13 protein-coding genes and 1 tRNA gene are annotated in these 17,349 nt (G+C 41.9%); 6 read left to right on the top strand and 8 right to left on the bottom strand.

Annotated elements, in window-relative coordinates:
* Positions 1 to 21: 21 nt before the first annotated feature.
* The 3 genes from CXF88_RS17785 to CXF88_RS17775 are packed head-to-tail and all read right to left on the bottom strand — an operon-like array spanning position 22 to position 3,128.
* A complete protein-coding gene (locus CXF88_RS17785; RefSeq protein WP_101088031.1) occupies positions 22 to 1,539 on the bottom strand; it encodes an ABC transporter permease in 1,518 nt (505 codons plus the stop codon).
* Positions 1,540 to 1,596: 57 nt separating this feature from the next.
* A complete protein-coding gene (locus CXF88_RS17780) occupies positions 1,597 to 2,274 on the bottom strand; it encodes an ATP-binding cassette domain-containing protein (protein WP_101088029.1) in 678 nt (225 codons plus the stop codon).
* Positions 2,274 to 3,128 carry a putative selenate ABC transporter substrate-binding protein gene (locus CXF88_RS17775; RefSeq protein WP_101088027.1) on the bottom strand — a complete coding sequence of 285 codons (855 nt, stop codon included), beginning with the start codon at positions 3,126 to 3,128 and terminating at the stop codon, positions 2,274 to 2,276. Before CXF88_RS17775 ends, CXF88_RS17780 begins: the two co-directional genes overlap by 1 nt.
* Positions 3,129 to 3,368: 240 nt before the next feature.
* Between CXF88_RS17775 and CXF88_RS17770 the strand changes: the two genes are divergently transcribed.
* A complete protein-coding gene (locus tag CXF88_RS17770; protein WP_101088025.1) occupies positions 3,369 to 4,043 on the top strand; it encodes a response regulator in 675 nt (224 codons plus the stop codon).
* On the top strand, positions 4,034 to 5,386 hold the full coding sequence (locus CXF88_RS17765; RefSeq protein ID WP_101088023.1) for an ATP-binding protein: 1,353 nt from the start codon (positions 4,034 to 4,036) through the stop codon (positions 5,384 to 5,386). Before CXF88_RS17770 ends, CXF88_RS17765 begins: the two co-directional genes overlap by 10 nt.
* Before the next feature lie 70 nt (positions 5,387 to 5,456).
* On the opposite strand, the gene CXF88_RS17760 is transcribed toward CXF88_RS17765, so the two are convergent.
* The gene (locus CXF88_RS17760; RefSeq protein ID WP_101088021.1) at positions 5,457 to 6,152 is read right to left on the bottom strand and encodes a 2OG-Fe(II) oxygenase; all 696 of its coding nucleotides are present in this window, start codon (positions 6,150 to 6,152) and stop codon (positions 5,457 to 5,459) included.
* A 115-nt stretch (positions 6,153 to 6,267) separates the two neighbouring features.
* On the opposite strand from CXF88_RS17760, the gene CXF88_RS17755 reads away from it, so the two are divergent.
* Positions 6,268 to 7,518: a DUF3391 domain-containing protein gene (locus CXF88_RS17755; RefSeq protein WP_101088019.1), complete on the top strand. Its 1,251-nt coding sequence runs from the start codon at positions 6,268 to 6,270 to the stop codon at positions 7,516 to 7,518.
* A gap of 158 nt (positions 7,519 to 7,676) precedes the next feature.
* On the opposite strand, the gene corA is transcribed toward CXF88_RS17755, so the two are convergent.
* Both corA and yejK read right to left on the bottom strand, forming a co-directional pair.
* Entirely contained in the window at positions 7,677 to 8,624 is a 948-nt protein-coding gene (gene corA, locus CXF88_RS17750) for a magnesium/cobalt transporter CorA (RefSeq protein ID WP_101088017.1), read from the bottom strand.
* A gap of 450 nt (positions 8,625 to 9,074) precedes the next feature.
* A complete protein-coding gene (yejK, locus tag CXF88_RS17745; RefSeq protein WP_101088015.1) occupies positions 9,075 to 10,103 on the bottom strand; it encodes a nucleoid-associated protein YejK in 1,029 nt (342 codons plus the stop codon).
* 183 nt (positions 10,104 to 10,286) lie between these two features.
* On the opposite strand from yejK, the gene CXF88_RS17740 reads away from it, so the two are divergent.
* From CXF88_RS17740 to CXF88_RS17730, 3 genes are all read left to right on the top strand, one after another.
* Positions 10,287 to 10,499 carry a YejL family protein gene (locus CXF88_RS17740; protein ID WP_011637946.1) on the top strand — a complete coding sequence of 71 codons (213 nt, stop codon included), beginning with the start codon at positions 10,287 to 10,289 and terminating at the stop codon, positions 10,497 to 10,499.
* 85 nt (positions 10,500 to 10,584) lie between these two features.
* Complete coding sequence (locus tag CXF88_RS17735; RefSeq protein WP_101088013.1) at positions 10,585 to 12,375, top strand: DUF3413 domain-containing protein; 1,791 nt, start codon at positions 10,585 to 10,587, stop codon at positions 12,373 to 12,375.
* A 291-nt stretch (positions 12,376 to 12,666) separates the two neighbouring features.
* Positions 12,667 to 12,743 (top strand) — tRNA-Pro (locus CXF88_RS17730).
* Between the two features lie 116 nt (positions 12,744 to 12,859).
* Here CXF88_RS17730 and CXF88_RS17725 read toward each other — a convergent pair.
* Together CXF88_RS17725 and CXF88_RS17720 are read right to left on the bottom strand one after the other, a co-directional pair.
* The gene (locus tag CXF88_RS17725; protein WP_101088011.1) at positions 12,860 to 14,323 is read right to left on the bottom strand and encodes an ankyrin repeat domain-containing protein; all 1,464 of its coding nucleotides are present in this window, start codon (positions 14,321 to 14,323) and stop codon (positions 12,860 to 12,862) included.
* 111 nt (positions 14,324 to 14,434) lie between these two features.
* Positions 14,435 to 16,513: a hypothetical protein gene (locus CXF88_RS17720; protein WP_101088009.1), complete on the bottom strand. Its 2,079-nt coding sequence runs from the start codon at positions 16,511 to 16,513 to the stop codon at positions 14,435 to 14,437.
* Positions 16,514 to 17,349 lie beyond the last annotated feature (836 nt).

Raw genomic sequence — 17,349 nt, 5'->3', positions numbered from 1 at the left:
CAAGCCTGAAACCAAGAGACTTTAGCAAGCCTGTAAACGGCTGCGAGGATAATGCAATAATCGACGTGCTAAATAATCTACAACCACATTCAAACCCGCAGTGAAAAACAACAGCAACAATGCACCACTAAAGCGAATTTCAGAAAAATTACTGTCGACATAAAAACCCAACGTCATCACCCCAAGCATGCCCAAGATAGCCGTTTCACGGATAATCACTTCAAATCGATAAAACAGCAGTCCCATAAAATGTGGGTATATAGCAGGTAGCACTAGATAACTGTACTGATCAATCCTAGGCTTGTATGTCAACGGCACACTAATGCTGTCAGCTTGACGTGACATTAAAAAGACCATCAAGCCGCTATTGTGCAGCGCTAACGCGATAATCGCTGGCAACATCGAGGGCCCTAGTAGCATCATAAACACAAAAGCCAATAAATATTCAGGCAATGAACGTAATATTAAATTCACCGCCCTCATGATTAAAATAACCACTTTTGGCATCATCAAGTGGGTATTAAAAGGCAATAATACCAACGTCAACACATGAGTTAACCCCAAAGCACAAAAAGCCAGTACCAAGGTAGCAACCATCCCGGGAAACACTTGCTGGCTGATTAATGTATAACTCCAGTTAACGAGCTTCGACAGGTTATCTGTGTCAAACCAGCTCAAGAAGGGTTGTCCTTGAAGCATCGGTGGTAAAACATCAACACTGATAAAACGCCAAATAAGTTGCGAGTCGATAACAGGAATGGGAGGTAAGAAGTACACAGCAAGCGGTAAATACAGCCAAAGCATTATCGGTTTAGCCCAAAAACGTATGCTACCAATTAACAACACAAATAAGATTAATAGTGCACCGCCTTGTTGATAATGCCCCTGACGAAAAGCGGATTCTAAATAAAACCCTAATGTCGGCATACCAATAAAGCCCAACACAGCACTACTACGAAGCGCGCATTCAAAACGGTAACGAATATAATCGACAATCTGCGGATACATGTGCATCCATCGACCATATATAAATGCCGACAGTTTATCGGTGCCCTTAGGCAGTGAAAATAAGGTATGCATTGGCGCTTGCTGTAAAATATCAGCAAACACACGGGCAAAAGTAGCAGCATAAGGAAGCGCTATGGCTAAAATACCGGTAATGGCTGAAAGACCAAATATCTGTAAGAATATCAATGCCCAAAATATCTCATGGATAGCACGGATAAAGGCACACATTGCCGCCACTACAGGATGTTGATACCACAATGCTAATGGAAATCCCAATAGCAACCCAATCGTAATCCCAAGCAGCGCAAAACTAATGGTTTGCCACAGCGCATCAAGTAAATACTCTGTCGCGAAAAAGTCAGGGTGCACAAAGCCTTGCCACATGCGACCAAGCTCAGACCAAGGATCGAGTGCAATCACCTCGGTATCAGCAAAAAACCAACACACCGAGACCATGAGTAAAAGCAACAGAGTGATTTTCTGCCAATGCCCTACAAAAGAGTAGCGACTGTGAGTCATCATTTTAGGCATTATAAAAACGGGGATAGAATGAAGATAAATAGTTTAGCTGCATCGACATATTCATATTTATGCCACTGAATGGTTTGGTAAATCGGCTAATGCATAATGCTGTGATAAATGAGCCAGAGATAATTGGCTCGCTTTGTCATCCAGTACTACTTTGCCATCACTAATGACAATAATACGCTCAAAGTTTGCTAACGCTAGTTCGGCATCATGCAACACACAAATAACACTCTGATGCGTTTGCTTAATCAAGTTTAGTAATCGTAAGCCCATTAGCGGATCTAATGCAGAAAAGGGCTCGTCGCCCATAAACACCGCTTGTTGCTGAAATAACGCTCTGGCTAAAGCCACTCGTTGGCGCTGACCACCAGACAACTCATTGACTTTCTGTTGCAAAGGCACGGTCAGTTCTAGTTGCTGGCAAATAGCGGCGATTTGTTGTTGCGGCTTATTAAACGGCAACAACAAATTAGCCAAATTATACCAACGGGAATAACGCGCTAACCCACCAATAAACACATTGTGATATATCGACAGGTTATCAACTAACCCCTGTGCTTGTGAGCACAAACAGGTTTGCTCGGCCAATTGTTGATAAAGGTGATGCAACAGCGTGGTTTTACCCACGCCTGAAGGGCCTAAAATAGCCACATGCTCATTTGCCTTAAATGACAAATTCACTTTAGGTAATATAATTTGCTGGTTATAACCTAAATCAACATCAACCAACGACAACATTAATCGAGCATTCCAATTGTTTTTGCCACGCGCTCAATCGGTTCATAATCGCTATTTTTAGCCGGTACAAACGACTCACGTGGGAAGCTGGCTAACAAATCTTTATCCGTCATACCAATTAACGTTTTAGTCAGCTTTTCTTTAAAGCCTGCACCAAACGTCTCATCAACACCCGAATGCACCGTCCATTGATAATCAGGGTAAGTAGGGCTTTCCCAAATGACTTTCACTTTGCTGGTATCAACTTCACCTTTCTCAACGGCGGTGTCCCACACTTTGTAATTAACCGCGCCGACTTGATAAACACCTGCTTCAACTTGGCTGATAGTACGGCTATGGTCGCCAGAAAAACCAATGCGTTTAAAAATTTGTTCAATTGGCTTACCGGTATTTTTTTCAATAAAATACTGTGGCATCAAACGGCCTGAAGTTGAGTCTTTAGAACCAAAGGTAAAGGTATAATCATTCAATGAAGGAAAATTAGTTGAAGCAGCCATTTCAGTAGATTTATGAGCAATCAAATAACTCTTGAAAAACTGATCTTCAAAACCTTGGGCAATAGCCTCAGAACCTGGCACTAAACGACGCGCTTGCACACCAGATAAACCACCAAACCAAGCAAGTTGTACTTGGTTATTACGAAATGCTGTTACCGCTGCAGAATATGACTTTACCGGAATATATTTCACTTCCACGCCCAACTGCTCGGTTAAATAATCAGCCACTTTATCAAAGCGAGTCCGAAGCTGACTTTCATCTTCATCAGGGATAGCCGTAAAGGTAAACGTTGCACTTAATGCAACTGTCGAAAATAAACTTAAAAAGCTAGCCGATAATAAATGTGTTAGTTTCATCTCAATCTTAAAAGTTAGTCTGTCAATAACCCTATTCTAACTTACCTGATACCTGATTACACCGACAAAGCCCATTCAGTGTGAAATGTTAGCAAGAATAATTACTACGATGACCATAATGATAATAAGTTTTAATATAACCATCATAAAAAGTTTGGTTAATATTTAACCGTACCAACTTGTAGGGTAATATTGGCCAAGCACATTTCACATAAAGTGACGGCTTAACAAGGATGGATTATGCGCATATTGGTTATTGAAGACGACCCTCTGTTGTCACACCATTTACAGGTGCAGTTATCAGATCAAGGTAATCAAGTGCAAGTGGCATTAACCGCAAAAGAAGGATTTTATCAAGCCACTAATTATCCTATTGATGCTGCTATTATTGATTTAGGCTTACCCGATCAAGATGGAATAAGTCTAATCAAAATGCTGCGTAATGCAGATGTTAAAGCGCCGATTCTAATTTTAACCGCTCGACTAACGTGGCAAGATAAAGTCGAAGGGCTCAATGCTGGTGCAGACGACTACTTAGTTAAACCATTTCAAAAAGAAGAACTCATCGCCAGACTTGATGCCATAGTGCGCCGCAGCAGTGGTTTTGTTCGCTCAACCATCACCAGCGGTGCTCTGCAAATAGATGTCGCGGCAAAACATGTAACGCTAAACCAAACACCATTAGACATCACTGCCTTTGAATACCTTATTCTGGAATACTTGATGCGCCATTGCCATGAGGTTGTCGCTAAACAGCGTTTACTGGATGTGGTCTATGCCGACAAAGAAGGCGATCCCAACACTATTGAAGTGATGGTCAGCCGATTAAGAAAGAAACTTGCTCAAGGTGGAATAGAACAGTCCATCATTACCCTTCGCGGCCAAGGATATAAATTTAACCACCCATGCGACTAATTTTACGACCTAAAAAACGTCTGCTTACCAGGATGTTCTTAACCTCCTTGGGTATTATCGCGTTAGTAGGATTTGGTCTGGCCTGGTTAATTACCTTGCTCCATGCCCAAAATCGCTATAACCAAACCACCAGCGCCTTAATAGCTCAACTACCCATCATTGCCGCTGAGTTTCGCGAAAACAATCTAATCCCTATCACCCAGGCCCGTGAAGGTGACGACGTCGACACGCAATACATTATGGCTACCTGCAATAGCAGCTATAACACCTTATGGCGTTCTGACTTCGCTATCAGCTTAAACTTGAATAACATTTGTGAACAATATCTTGATATAAAAGATGATTTCCCACCGTTCTACCTCAATTTTAATGACCAACAAAGTTACTTTGCTTACTTGCTCAGCATTGACGTTGAAACCGAAATGTATCATCTATTGATTTTAAAAGACGCCACCGCATTGAAAACTGAACTCAGTCAATTTAATCGACTCACTTATTTTAGATTGGCAATGGTAATGGCTATTGCACTGTTACTGCTAGTAAGTGCAGCCTACTGGGGAATGCGGCCATTAACGAAGCTGAAACAAGAGTTGATACAGCTGCAACAAGGACATAAAAAAAGCCTATCACAAGATTACCCCGTTGAATTACAAGGCATCACCACGGCATTAAATCAACTTATGGACCAAACAGATCAACGTCAAACGCGCTATCAAAATGCCATGAACGACCTTGCTCACAGTTTAAAAACGCGTCTCGCCGCCAGTATTGCCATCATTGACGATGACTCATTAGATCGTCAGCAACAGCACAAAAAAATACTTGAACAAATAAATGACATGGATCATTTAGTACAGTATCAACTCAAGCGTGCCATGTTAGGCCAACAAGGCTTACGTCAACAACAAACCGCTATCGCACCGATTGCTCAACAACTTGCGCAAATGCTCGATAAAATATATCGAGACAAACATGTCATATTCACCCTAAACATATCAGCATCATTGCAACTACCACTCAGCAAAGGCGATGTAATGGAGCTATTGGGTAATTTACTGGAAAATGCATTTCGCTTATGTGGCAATAACGTCATGATCAGCGCCGCGAGCCTCGATAACAATATCATCCAACTCAGTGTTGAAGATGACGGCCCCGGCGTAGACCACGCCATTAAACAAAAAATAATCCAACGCGGTATGAGAGCCGACACTCAATCATCGGGACAAGGAATTGGTCTAGCAGTATGCCATGAGCTCGTTAGCAGTTATGGCGGCACAATGACCATTGGTACTAGCGAGCTTGGCGGAGCAGCTTTTGTCATTCAACTCCCCGCAACGGCATAAGCACGCAGCAACAAAGTCATCAATCAAATAAGCATATAAAGCCACAACTGGTTTTACCCAACAGTAATCACTAACTTAATGGCGCATAAAGTTGCTCGGCACGATTAAACATCGCCCAAGAAGTCGCAATATATTTATCGTTACTAATGGGCACATTGCCACGATGGCTGTGTGTAAAACCGGCTGGAGCAATCACCATAGTGCCTTTTTTAGGGCTTATTTTACGTTGTTGATAATAAAATTCTGTTTCGCCGCCCTCTTCAACATCATTCAGGTAAAACATGTATAACACCACCCGATGAAGCGCCTCATTATGGCCATTCTGTGGATACTGCTCTGAATGCCAATGCGGATATCCACCCACACCTTGCTGATAATGCTGCACATTAATCGTACCACTGCGATACAAATATTTAGTTAATGCCGCTGCCCTTGGCCGACCCAATACCTCAAAATTATCAGGCGTTAACGTTTGCGGTTGACCATTTTCATCTGCTACTTGTACAGAAACCGCTCCCATTAAGGTTAACGAGTATTGGGTAAAATAATCGCTAATATGGGTAAATGTCGCCGCTAAAAGTTCATTTTTTAATTCAGCTAAATCATCAAAAGCATCTAACATTAAATCACGACTGCGCTTTTTCTCGGTATCTACGCCAAAACCTGTATGGCCTGGCCCTACACTCGGATGCGTTTCAAATGCTGCAATTAAGCGATCACATAAATCATTACTTATCGCGTTGGGATATACTTCAATAAAATCCATAGGGAGTGACTATTGTTAATTTATTTATAGTAGTATGCTGCCACGCAATTAAAGTGCCTGTAAAGGGCAATACATAACATAGCTCATTGTTCTTCAAAGTAACTATCGATTGAATATGAAAAAAAACCAAAAAATCGCTGTAGAACAATTAGAAGTGGGTACCTTTATCCGCTTGCCAATTTCCTGGAAAGACCACCCTTTCCTGTTTAGCAGTTTTAAAATTAAAGACGCTGCACAAATTGAACTTATCAAAGGCTTAGGGCTAAAAGATGTTTTTTTTGATCCCGAAAAAAGCGATATTGAGCCTGTAACGTCCGAGAATGCCAACACCTCTAAACCCGACGAGCAGGCCCTCAACGCACTAAAAGAGCAAATGATTAACCAGAAGTCGGCCAAAATAGATGAGCAACAAAAGCTCAAACGAGATTTAAAGAAAACCGAACAACAATTTAATCGCTCAGTGTCGATGATGCGTTCAATGGTCTCTAAAATCAGTAGCCGACCACTCAATGCGGTCAGTGAAGCGAAAGACCTCATCAGCAACATGACCACCATGCTACTCAATAGCGATAATTTAGCCTTACATTTAATGGGCGATGCCAAAAATGATGAGCATATTTATCACCATTCACTCAACGTCGCCATGTTGTGTATGTTAATGGCAAAAGAGCTAGGTTGGAGCCGCGAAGAAGTTGAAACGATTGGTATTGGTGGGTTATTTCACGATATAGGTAAACTCAAAGTTCCGAGTAACATTATCAATAAGCGAGTGCCTCTTACCACACCAGAAGAAAACTTCATTAAACAACACCCATTAATGAGCATTAATTTTCTTAAACTCGCTGACAGCTTTCCAGACGAAGCCAAACCGTTAATTGCTAATCATCACGAATTTTTAGATGGCAGTGGCTACCCACAAGGGCTCAAAGCCGACAAATTAGACAAGCTGTCGCAGTTAATCGCCGTGGTTAACGAATACGACAATTTGAGTAATGGCACCAACCAAACCAAAGGAAAACCGCCAAGTATCGCCTTGGGGTTACTGTATAAAAACTATAAAAACAAACTCAATACTGAATATATTAGCATGTTAATCAAAATGTTAGGTATTTATCCGCCTGGCAGCATTATTGAATTATCCAGTGGCCAATTTGCCATGGTTATGTCGGTAAACTTGCAAAAGCTATTGTGCCCTAACATTGTGGTTTACGACCAACTGGTACCCAAAGATTTAGCCCCCATCATCAGTTTACAAGATGAAGGCTTAACTATTGTTCGCAGTCTACCTGCCGCAGCGTTGCCAGAAAAAATCCATAAATACCTCAATCCTAGAGAACAAATCAGCTTAGGTATTGGCCAAAACTAGTGTGCTGCAGATAACATAGACTATTTCATCTCTTTAATGAGTGACTTACATAACACCATTTCAGTTTATTTACCCTAGCCAACTCAAGTATTTGAGACATAAAAAAAACCATCAATCGGCAACAATTGATGGCATTATTTTGTCTAAAATAAATTGCGTTATAACCAACCTTTCCGTTTAAAGAAAAAGTAGGTTCCTGCTGCACTGGCTAGCATTAATGCCACTGCCATTGGGTAGCCAAACCGCCAGTCGAGTTCTGGCATAATATGAAAGTTCATCCCATAACTGCTGGCAATTAACGTAGGGGGTAAAAATACTACCGCCGACACCGAAAATATCTTAATGATTTTGTTTTGTTGCAAGCCACTGAATCCCATCGCTGCATCCAGTAAGAATTGTAACTTGTCGAAAATAAACTGGCTGTGTGGCATCAATGATTCAATGTCAGATAGCATCTCACGAATGTCTTTCAAGTTTTCATCTGACAATCGGTCACGATAATAACGTTGCATATAACGTAATGAACGCTGAGTATCCAACAAACTCAATCGAATTTTACCGTTCGAATCTTCTTGCAAGGTAATCAGTTTAAAAACACCGTCAAGCTCTTCGTCATTAAATACTTGCTCGCCAACATTTTCTAAAATACTATAAATATCTTCAATTAAGTCAGATAGATAATCAACTTTCAAAGTAAAGAGCTCTAACAATAAGCCTTGTGGAGTGGTAATATCCAAGCGCCCTAAACGTAGGTAATTACGCAGTAAACGAATAAGGCCGACATCTTCTTCACGTATTGTTAGCAAAAAACGTTCTCGCAAGTTAAACGACACGTTCACTGCGCGTACATCTGAACTCACCCGCTGTGGAAACAACGAGTTAATGTGTAAACCGTCTTGGTTTTGGTAAAAACGCGCCGAAGCCTCAATTTCTTTAATATCTTCTTCGTCAGGTACTTCTTCAGCAGAGAATAGCCTCAACCATTGACGCTCTTCGTCGTCGGGTTTTAATAAATCTAACCACAATGTCGACTCAGGCACTTTATCGCCCACACTCAATTCGGTGGTGATTAATTCTCTATTTTGATAGGCGTATGCAGTGATCATCGCTCCCCCAAAGTCCGTTAGGCTATTACAAGCATAACAAACAAAAACACTCAAAAAGTGGCGCTAGTTTACTCAACTACAAATGAATGAAAAGTAAAATATTCAACTGCGCCAAAAATCGTACCAGTTAGATAATTTGATCGGTAATTTGCTAAATAAGCCATGAGCTAAGCCGTTATATAAATCCAAATAAAACGTTGCAAAGTTCACCGCCATTGACACGATTTAAGCATCAGTAAATTGATATAAAAATCTGCGTAAATTAATGTCACTCTGCACGCTATTGAACCCAAAGTTCACACGCAACACTAGATCCAACAACATGTTAGCTCGCTTTACTCGCTAACTCACCAAAGCATAGCACGCGTTAAACCTAGACTCGCTATTATCTTCGCTCATAAAAAAGCGCCCAAATAGGACGCTGTTGTAACAACACCAAATAAGCTTAAGTTATTCGCCTTTTAAGCGACGGTCTAATTGGTCTTTCAAATTGGCTGGCACGCCTTTAATCAAAATAGTGTCAGATATCGGATCATAAATAACCCGTTCACCTAAATGGCCGCCATCAAAGCTCAAGGTAACTCCGCCGCCTGTGCCTGAAAACTTCTTCAAGCTGCGTAGACTGGCTTTATCGGCCGGAAACTCATCGTCTAACTCATAACTGCCGCCACACGCAAAATCATAAAATGAATCCATACCAGAATCAGCTAACTCATCGGCTAAATCTTTAACTTCAATCACATCACCGGAACCTGCGCGTTCAGAACAATAATCAAATACCTTGTTACGACAATCTTGGCGTTCATCTTTGGTAAGCTCACTACCTGCGACAAAATCTTCAACTGCATGGATCAGGGTTTTGTTTTGCGCTTTAATGTTAACGCCTTCAACACAGCCCATAAAGTCTAAAAAGAAATCGGCAACTTTACGGCCAGCACGACCACGAATAAACGAAATATACTTACGCGAGCTTTTATCGGCCTGCCATTCAGTTAAATCAATGCGCGCAGCTAATTGAATATTGTTTAAATCTAAATGGTTGTTTTGCGACAATTCCATGTCATCTAATACTGTCATCGACGACTTAGCGCTTAATAACGCCACAAATAAATAGTCGCTCGTCATGCTGGTATAGCAAGACATCAACAAAAAACCGCCTTGGCTAAAATCGTACTTGGCCAGTTCTTGTTGCAACAGTTGGCTCGCTTGACCACTAAACTCAACAAAACCTAAATCGCCTTTGCGATAACCGGTTAGTGCATCAGAAAATTCACTGTTGGCTTCGCCATCATCGCCATGGGTTCCAAAAAAGCCAAACCCCTTACCCGCTTTACCCGAATAGGTTTGATGTAACTCTTCTAACATGGTTTCAACGGCGTGAGTATTCAACAACGGTTGCGGGCGTAAACGACAACGCATTTGCCCCTGACTGTCTTGAGAAATTTCGTGAATAATTGCTTGCTCAATACTAATGCTCATAAACCTTGTTAATCCTAGTCTGTCGCAGATGATAATTTAAAAAAGAATGATATCAGACCAACCGTATAAATCGAACAAGGGTTTACAATATTCCTCACATGCAGCGAATAAAACTTGAGGCGAGCGTCGGCTAAATCCGTTATTATGTGCAGCTAATTCATTATTTATTGAAGTTTTCTGACTATGGCAATTCAATCTAAATACACAAACACTCAAGTTGAAGCACTTATCAGCGAGCTGCTTGCAGTACTAGCTAAGCATCAAGCACCTACCGATTTAAGCCTTATGGTATTGGGCAATTGCGTGACCCATTTACTCGACAAAAAAGTCCCTGGTGAATCACGCCAAAAAGTTGCTGAGCAATTTGCCAAAGCCTTAACACAGTCGGTTAAGTAATCGACTAAATAAAATTTATCACTAATGCTAACAATCAGTTACACTGAAAAAAGTCTGTGATAATAACGTAGGAATACGAGTTAACATGATCGAGCGTAAAAAGCAGCAAATGACGCGTGATAAAGTGTCACGCTTAGTTAATTGGGGTCACTGGTTTGCCTTCTTTAATGGCATATTAGCGATGTTAATTGGCGCTCGATATATTGGCAGTGTCGGCTACCCAGAAACCATTATTGGTTGGGCTTACCTGTCAATCAGCACCATAGGTCATTTTACCTTTTTAGCCTTTATCGGTTACTTAATTTTTATTTTCCCGATTACCTTATTATTACCTTACTCCAAAATCTTACGTGGTTTTGCTGCATTTATTGCCTCTCTTGGTTTATATGCCCTACTGTATGACACCATTATTTATGACGACTACGGTATCCATTTAAGTCCTTTTGCGTTCGACTTAGCCTGGCAAGATCTCAATGCGCTATTACACAGCACTTCATACATAGTGACACCTATCGTCATTGTGATTGTTGAGCTTACCGCGGCCAATTATCTGTGGAAACGCATCGACAAAATTCAGAAAAAACAATGGGGCAACAAAGTAGTGCTGTTTGTCGGTATCTGTTTTGTCAGCAGCCATTTATTTCATATTTGGGCCGACGCGACCAATATGACCGAAGTCACCCGTTTTGACGACGCCTATCCAGTGTCATATCCTGCCACAGCACGCTCGTTCATGGAAAATCACGGCATTGACAGCAGCATGCAGTCAACAGAGTCTCGCAACACTAAATCACGTAAGCTGAGCTATCCCATCAGTCCGATGCAATGTACTGCAGACAGCCAACCCAATATTATGGTTATCAGCATAGACAGCCTACGAGCAGACATGGTCGACAGTGTCACTATGCCGTTCTTAAGCCAGTATCGTATTCAAAATCAGCGCTTTATGAATCACTATAGCGGTGGCACCGACTTTGAAACCAGCATGTTTACCCTCATGTATGGCTTACAAGGCAACTACAGCGATCGCAAAGAGTTTGATAGCACCAGCCCAATATTGACCGACACTCTGTCACAACAAGGCTATCAATTAGCCATGTTTGCGCCTGAAAATGATCAATACACTGCTAATAGCGCCATGTTCAGCGGTATAAACATTCATATCAGCGAAGGCGATAATGGCAGCGCAGATGCCGATATCAACACCATTAATGCGGTGAATGCTTGGCAGCCAAAACAAACACAACCGTGGTTTGCCTTAGTGAATCTTACCGCACCAAAAGATTACGACACCCCAGTCGGATTTTTAGGCGTACAAACCATCAAACCGCACATGCCATTAAAGCCTGCGCAAAAGGTGCTGTTTAATCAATATCGTCAATCACTTAACTTTATCGACCAACAACTGGCAAGCCTACTCAATAACGTGAGTGATGATACCATTGTGCTAATCACTGGCACTTACGGCCAGGTCTTTACCAGTAATACCAGCGACGCCCGCAGCGATTTATCGCCAGGTAATGTTAAAGTGCCGCTGATCATCCATTGGCCCGACAGCCATGGTAATAAAGTGAATTACCGCACCAGCCATTACGGCATAGCGCCAACCTTGCTAAGCCATGTGTTAGGTTGCACCAATCCAAGTACAGATTACAGTTCAGGCCGCAGTTTGTTAGAACCTAATAATGAAACCTGGGTCTACATAGGCGACAGCCGCCGCTTTGCCATTTACCAAAAAGCTGAAATAACGGTACTAGATCGTTTCGGTAAATACCGCATTTACGATTTAGACTATAAAAAACGTTTAGATAAGAAAATGAGCGCACCAGAATTGATCCAAGTCATGCGTGAAGGCCGTAGACTGTATAATCAATAAGATATTTTATTACTAATAACATATTTAGCTTAAAATATTGTAAACGAGCGAACTATTCATCTGCTTGCTTATGCTTGCTTATGCTTGCTTATGCATAGATAAGGTCGACGATTTTATTAAATGGATAGTTTATAATCAATCGATAACCGACTGATAACTAACTACTTGCGTAAACAAATCGCAATTGATACAGTAATTATCCACTTAGTAACCCCAAGGCTCACAGCCATGCTAAGTGATTGGCATTTATGATGATATTTTCATTATCTCTGAAGTCAAACGAAGTAATTTCGGTATGTAGCGCAGCCCGGTAGCGCACTGTCATGGGGTGTCAGGGGTCGGAGGTTCGAATCCTCTCATACCGACCAAATTAAAAATAAAAAAGCCTGTACGCATAAAATGCTTACAGGCTTTTTTGTGTCTAAAGATAATACGTGAATTTTATTAATCCGGTCAAACTCCAAACTCAATATGCTTTTCAATCTCAACATCCATCGGCGTTATATTTAGCTCCCTTTGTGCATAATAACGCTACAACGTTCGCATGCCCTTGCTGCTTGGCGCGCATTAAAACGGTTCGGCCTTTATTATCGCGAAAATTGACATCTGCACCTTGGGATAATAGCAACTGCATGATGCCGATGTGTTGCTTGTCGGCAGCGTAGAGCAATGGCGTAAAATGCTTATTATCATATCGATTAACCTCAGCACCATGGGAGAGGAGTGTTTGCACTATATTGAGCTGAGCTTTTTCTGCCGCAGCCATTAATGGTGAAAAATCATCACTGTTTGTGCCATTAACATCAGCTCCGTTATCTAGTAAAAGACTAATAGATTCAATATCATTATGCTCAATGGCCAGTAATAGTGGCGTCATCTTACTTTCAGCGCTTTGTAACTCAGTTTCAGCGCCATGTGAAAGCAATAAACTGACCATTGCCACATTGCTAGTGGCAACCGCATATAACAAAGGAGAGGTGCCGCCATTATCTTTGATATTTATATCAGCGCCATGGTTGAGTAATAACGTGACTATGTTTAGGTGCGATCGATTTGCCGCCCAGTTAAGTGCGGTATGGCCGGTTCTATCTTTTAAATCCACACTGGCACCTTGTTTAAGCAGTGTATTAACCACGTTTTCATGACCACTCAATGCCGCTAGCATTAATGCTGTTCGCCCTATTCTGTCTTTTGCTCTGGCATTTGGGCTTGATCCTTGCTTGAGTAATGCTTTTACCGCTGGCTCGTCGCCAAATGCGGCTGCATGAAGTATTCCTTTGCGCTGTTGGTTAATCATCGCACGTGTTTTGACCTTATTTGCTGAAGCATCAACCGATGGTTTATTTGTCTGTACATCACTATTTTGTTCGGTTGGTTTAGTCTGTACTGGAGACGTATCAGCTGGAGTAGTCTCTATTGATTCAGCCGGAAAGCGTGGCGGATTTTGATATTGCTGATGTTGTGGGTAAGCCGAGTCTCCCTCGCCGCGGTAGCCAGGAAAACCTACATCTGCACCACTTTTGCGCTGGTTATCTATGATTGATGGCGCTTTTGATTGACTCTCTTGGTTGTTGATTATGGGTTGAGCATCAGATACAACCTCCTTCCCGCCACGATAATTGGGATCACCTTTGCCAAGCTTGGGCATATTTTTTTGGTAATCGTGACCCATTGCCGTTTTTTTCGCACTTTGTTTAGGCGCTGGCGGGGTTACTGCAGGGTTTGCTATAACTGGCGTGACTGGCTCTGTCGAAGTTACTGCCGACGTTACTGCCGGAGTTTTGATAGCTGGCGTGACAGCTGGTGTGACTAGCACCGGCGTGGTTGCAGTAGCCGGTAGAATGGTAGTTGCCGGTTGGATTGGATCGCTGTTTTCTTCAGCGAATAACGAGGTAATCACCGAGGATAAAATAATGGCCGAGACAAAGATTATTCGTATGATGCGCATTTGCTATTCCTATCTTCTAAGTCTGTAAAGACCGTTAATAACAATATCAATAAGGTTAAAAGGAGAGAAACAAAAGTTCTCCCCTTTGATTCACCTGCTAATCCTTAATTATCATCTACGGATTTTTGTTGTTGCGGTGGCAGTATCGTTATCACTATTAAGATCGCCTTCTGCTGTCACCGTCGCCGTCCAGCTAACAGCGGACGTTCTGATGATGTTGGCTGTCCAACTTGCATTTAATGAAATCGTATCTCCTTCATCCAAATCGCTGAAAGCCATCGGCGGCAGTTCAATAACCACGCCTTGGTTAGTGACTCCAGTAATGGTTACCTCACCACTGACACTACTGGGTTTAAGATTGCTCACATCGACAACCATTGCCACCGTTTGATTAAAGGACACTGTAGCTGATGCTGCAAAAGCAGTCAGTGCAACATCGACATCAGTATTCACCACAGGAACTTCGCCTTCATATTCGATAATGAGCTGTGCGTTATATAAGGCTGTTGATTTACTATCGCCCTTAATGTAAACCGCAAGGTCAAAATCTGACGTCATCGGTAAACCATTGCTGGTAACCGCCGGTTCGCCGTCCTCAGTGACAATAGTGACATACTCATTTGCTGTCACATCAACCCAACCTCTACTGGTTGCCAGCGGAGATATTTCTCCCTCTTCCCAATCCAGTAAATTGATCACTGTGGTCGTTGGCGTACCGACCTCATACTTAATGTTTTCTTTGGCAAAAGGCGGCGCGCTACATTCAATCAACGGGATCTCAAGTCCTGGCAAGTCTTGACCAAACTTATTAGGTTTAAGTCTCCAGCGAGGGCCTGAAACAAGCTCACCGAGCGACGCATTTGGCAGTGCACTACCGATGAAATCCTGAATTTTTGGGTCAGGATTGGCATCATAAGACCATTCAAAGGGGTCACGATTGATGGTGGTATAGTAAGCATTAGAATAGCCACCAGCGAGATCTGATGAGAATGCATAAGGGTGCTCTGCAGCGCTTTCACCTGGTGTAGCCAAAGGGTCCAGTGCTTTAGGAGTATTCTTTAATATTGTACCGACACCGATAAAGGATGGATCGAAAGCGCCACTTTCAGTATCGATTATATCGCTGTCGCCTTCATAACACGGAACAGTACTTTTCCATACGGCTGCTTCACCATCACCTTCAATTCTATAGGAAGGCTTACGCCCTGTTGCAGCTTCATTTTCCAAGTCTTCTGGACGAAGTTGGTCATTAGGGTTATTGGTGATCCAGTGATTAACCACAAGCTCTGCACGAGTAACGACAAAGTTTTCTGTGGATGTTTTCCATTCTTCAGGAAGCGCCAACTGGGCATACATGCGGATATCGTTCGGCCGTTTATGTATTCCACCCCAACCATAAAGTGGCTTACCATCATCTTTAAGCTGCACGGAATAATCACTGCTTAAGGCGATGTTATCGAGCATGTTGGTCTTGTCGTTAGGAAACATCTGGCACCCTTCAGGTTGGCCATCTGTTTCACAGGGTATCGCATTGGTTAAGCGATAGGCTTGTTGTCCATCCACTAACACTTGAACATTATCATCTAGTGGCGCGCCAGCGCAGTCATACGACAGAGTGCCGTCTGGGGTTGATATAATGGCTTGGGTACCGTCCGGGCTGGCAAAAAAGTATGGGATGGTCTCATAACAACTAAGCGCATGTTCCATAACAGTATAATGCTCTGTTTCACATTTTACCGAGGTGCCACCGAGCCCTTGACACCATGTTCCTAATGGTGGTTTTACCTTGTATTTTTCGGTGGCGGCATTGGCAACTTGAATACCAATCACCCCTCCGCCTTCGTCAATATTACCAACGAATCCTTCGAGGTAATCGCCATTACGCGCTTTGGGCTGCGCGCCTAGAAAATCAACCACATAAAAGCCAAACTCGCTATCCACTGGATATAACATCACCCCCGACTTGTCGAGAAGCGCTGGATTATCATCAGGACAACTCACTGGGCCAAGGCCACAAATGATCGTTTGGTCGTCTGCGAAGGTCACTCCATTCAACCCTCCCAGTACGTCATTAACAGAAAACACATGCACTGGCGATTCATAAGCCACCGCACTTCCTATTGAGGCCAGCAATGCTAAAGAGATAGCAAGGGCAATCGGCCTTTTATTAAAGTATTTAACAAATAACATAACAACCTCCTGTAATTATTGTTGGGGTTAAACTAGTTAGACATAACGACCTCCTGGATTTATTTTTAACCAAAACACGTCAGCTCAGTGTCAACACCTACACGCACTGCAAATTAACAAACAGGTCGTCATTCGATGATAAAATGAATGACAAGTAAGTAATAAGTAGTAGGTTATTTTTACGGCTACATAATGCTATGTCTCACTTTTACAGCACTCGAGATATTTACTTATGCGCCTGCTATTAACCATAGAAAAATCATGGTTAAATTCAAGAGGCAAAAAATCATAAAAGTAACGCTAAACACGTTTTTGGCGGGGGAAATCCTTCAACATCAATCTATTAAAATAATACGGGGTCAGATCAATAAAAAGTCATATTTTCATCGTTACTACTCAATAGGTTAGCTTCGTAATTCTTTAGAATGACACCTAAATAAAAATAGCCAGATCGGACGAAATAGGCTGTATTGACGAGTAACATCGAAATGAATCAGAGGATGATATTATGGAGACAAAAACCACGTTTTAGATACTACCAAAAGGTTATATTGAAGCGAAAACAGGGTGATTTTAACGAATAGATCATACTAAATAATTATTTATTTTTATAACCTATAACAATAAATACCTACAAAGTGATACCAAATCATTTTAAGTTTGGTGCGCATTGTTAATGGTCAAATACACACTTTAGATAACAAAAATCATAAGTGGAGTACAAGTTGCAGATTGAATAAAAACCACCGTTTTGGAACTGTCACTTCGATGTAAGCATCGATAGTAACTTCACCAATAGATGGGCTTGGAATAAAGCTGCGGTGATACGCATTTAT

Source organism: Shewanella sp. ALD9 (genome assembly GCF_002836315.1).
In the GTDB taxonomy this organism is placed as follows: domain Bacteria; phylum Pseudomonadota; class Gammaproteobacteria; order Enterobacterales; family Shewanellaceae; genus Shewanella.
The sequence above is the reverse complement of the archived record's forward strand: the minus strand, read 5'-3'. Positions and strand labels throughout refer to the sequence as shown.

Excerpts from the sequence above, each read along its gene's own strand:
- CXF88_RS17785 (WP_101088031.1), bottom strand. The coding sequence starts at position 1,539 with ATGCCTAAAATGATGACTCACAGTCGCTACTCTTTTGTAGGGCATTGG.
- CXF88_RS17780 (WP_101088029.1), bottom strand. The coding sequence starts at position 2,274 with ATGTTGTCGTTGGTTGATGTTGATTTAGGTTATAACCAGCAAATTATA.
- CXF88_RS17775 (WP_101088027.1), bottom strand. The coding sequence starts at position 3,128 with ATGAAACTAACACATTTATTATCGGCTAGCTTTTTAAGTTTATTTTCG.
- CXF88_RS17770 (WP_101088025.1), top strand. The coding sequence starts at position 3,369 with ATGCGCATATTGGTTATTGAAGACGACCCTCTGTTGTCACACCATTTA.
- CXF88_RS17765 (WP_101088023.1), top strand. The coding sequence starts at position 4,034 with ATGCGACTAATTTTACGACCTAAAAAACGTCTGCTTACCAGGATGTTC.
- CXF88_RS17760 (WP_101088021.1), bottom strand. The coding sequence starts at position 6,152 with ATGGATTTTATTGAAGTATATCCCAACGCGATAAGTAATGATTTATGT.
- CXF88_RS17755 (WP_101088019.1), top strand. The coding sequence starts at position 6,268 with ATGAAAAAAAACCAAAAAATCGCTGTAGAACAATTAGAAGTGGGTACC.
- corA (WP_101088017.1), bottom strand. The coding sequence starts at position 8,624 with ATGATCACTGCATACGCCTATCAAAATAGAGAATTAATCACCACCGAA.
- yejK (WP_101088015.1), bottom strand. The coding sequence starts at position 10,103 with ATGAGCATTAGTATTGAGCAAGCAATTATTCACGAAATTTCTCAAGAC.
- CXF88_RS17740 (WP_011637946.1), top strand. The coding sequence starts at position 10,287 with ATGGCAATTCAATCTAAATACACAAACACTCAAGTTGAAGCACTTATC.
- CXF88_RS17735 (WP_101088013.1), top strand. The coding sequence starts at position 10,585 with ATGATCGAGCGTAAAAAGCAGCAAATGACGCGTGATAAAGTGTCACGC.
- CXF88_RS17725 (WP_101088011.1), bottom strand. The coding sequence starts at position 14,323 with ATGCGCATCATACGAATAATCTTTGTCTCGGCCATTATTTTATCCTCG.
- CXF88_RS17720 (WP_101088009.1), bottom strand. The coding sequence starts at position 16,513 with ATGTTATTTGTTAAATACTTTAATAAAAGGCCGATTGCCCTTGCTATC.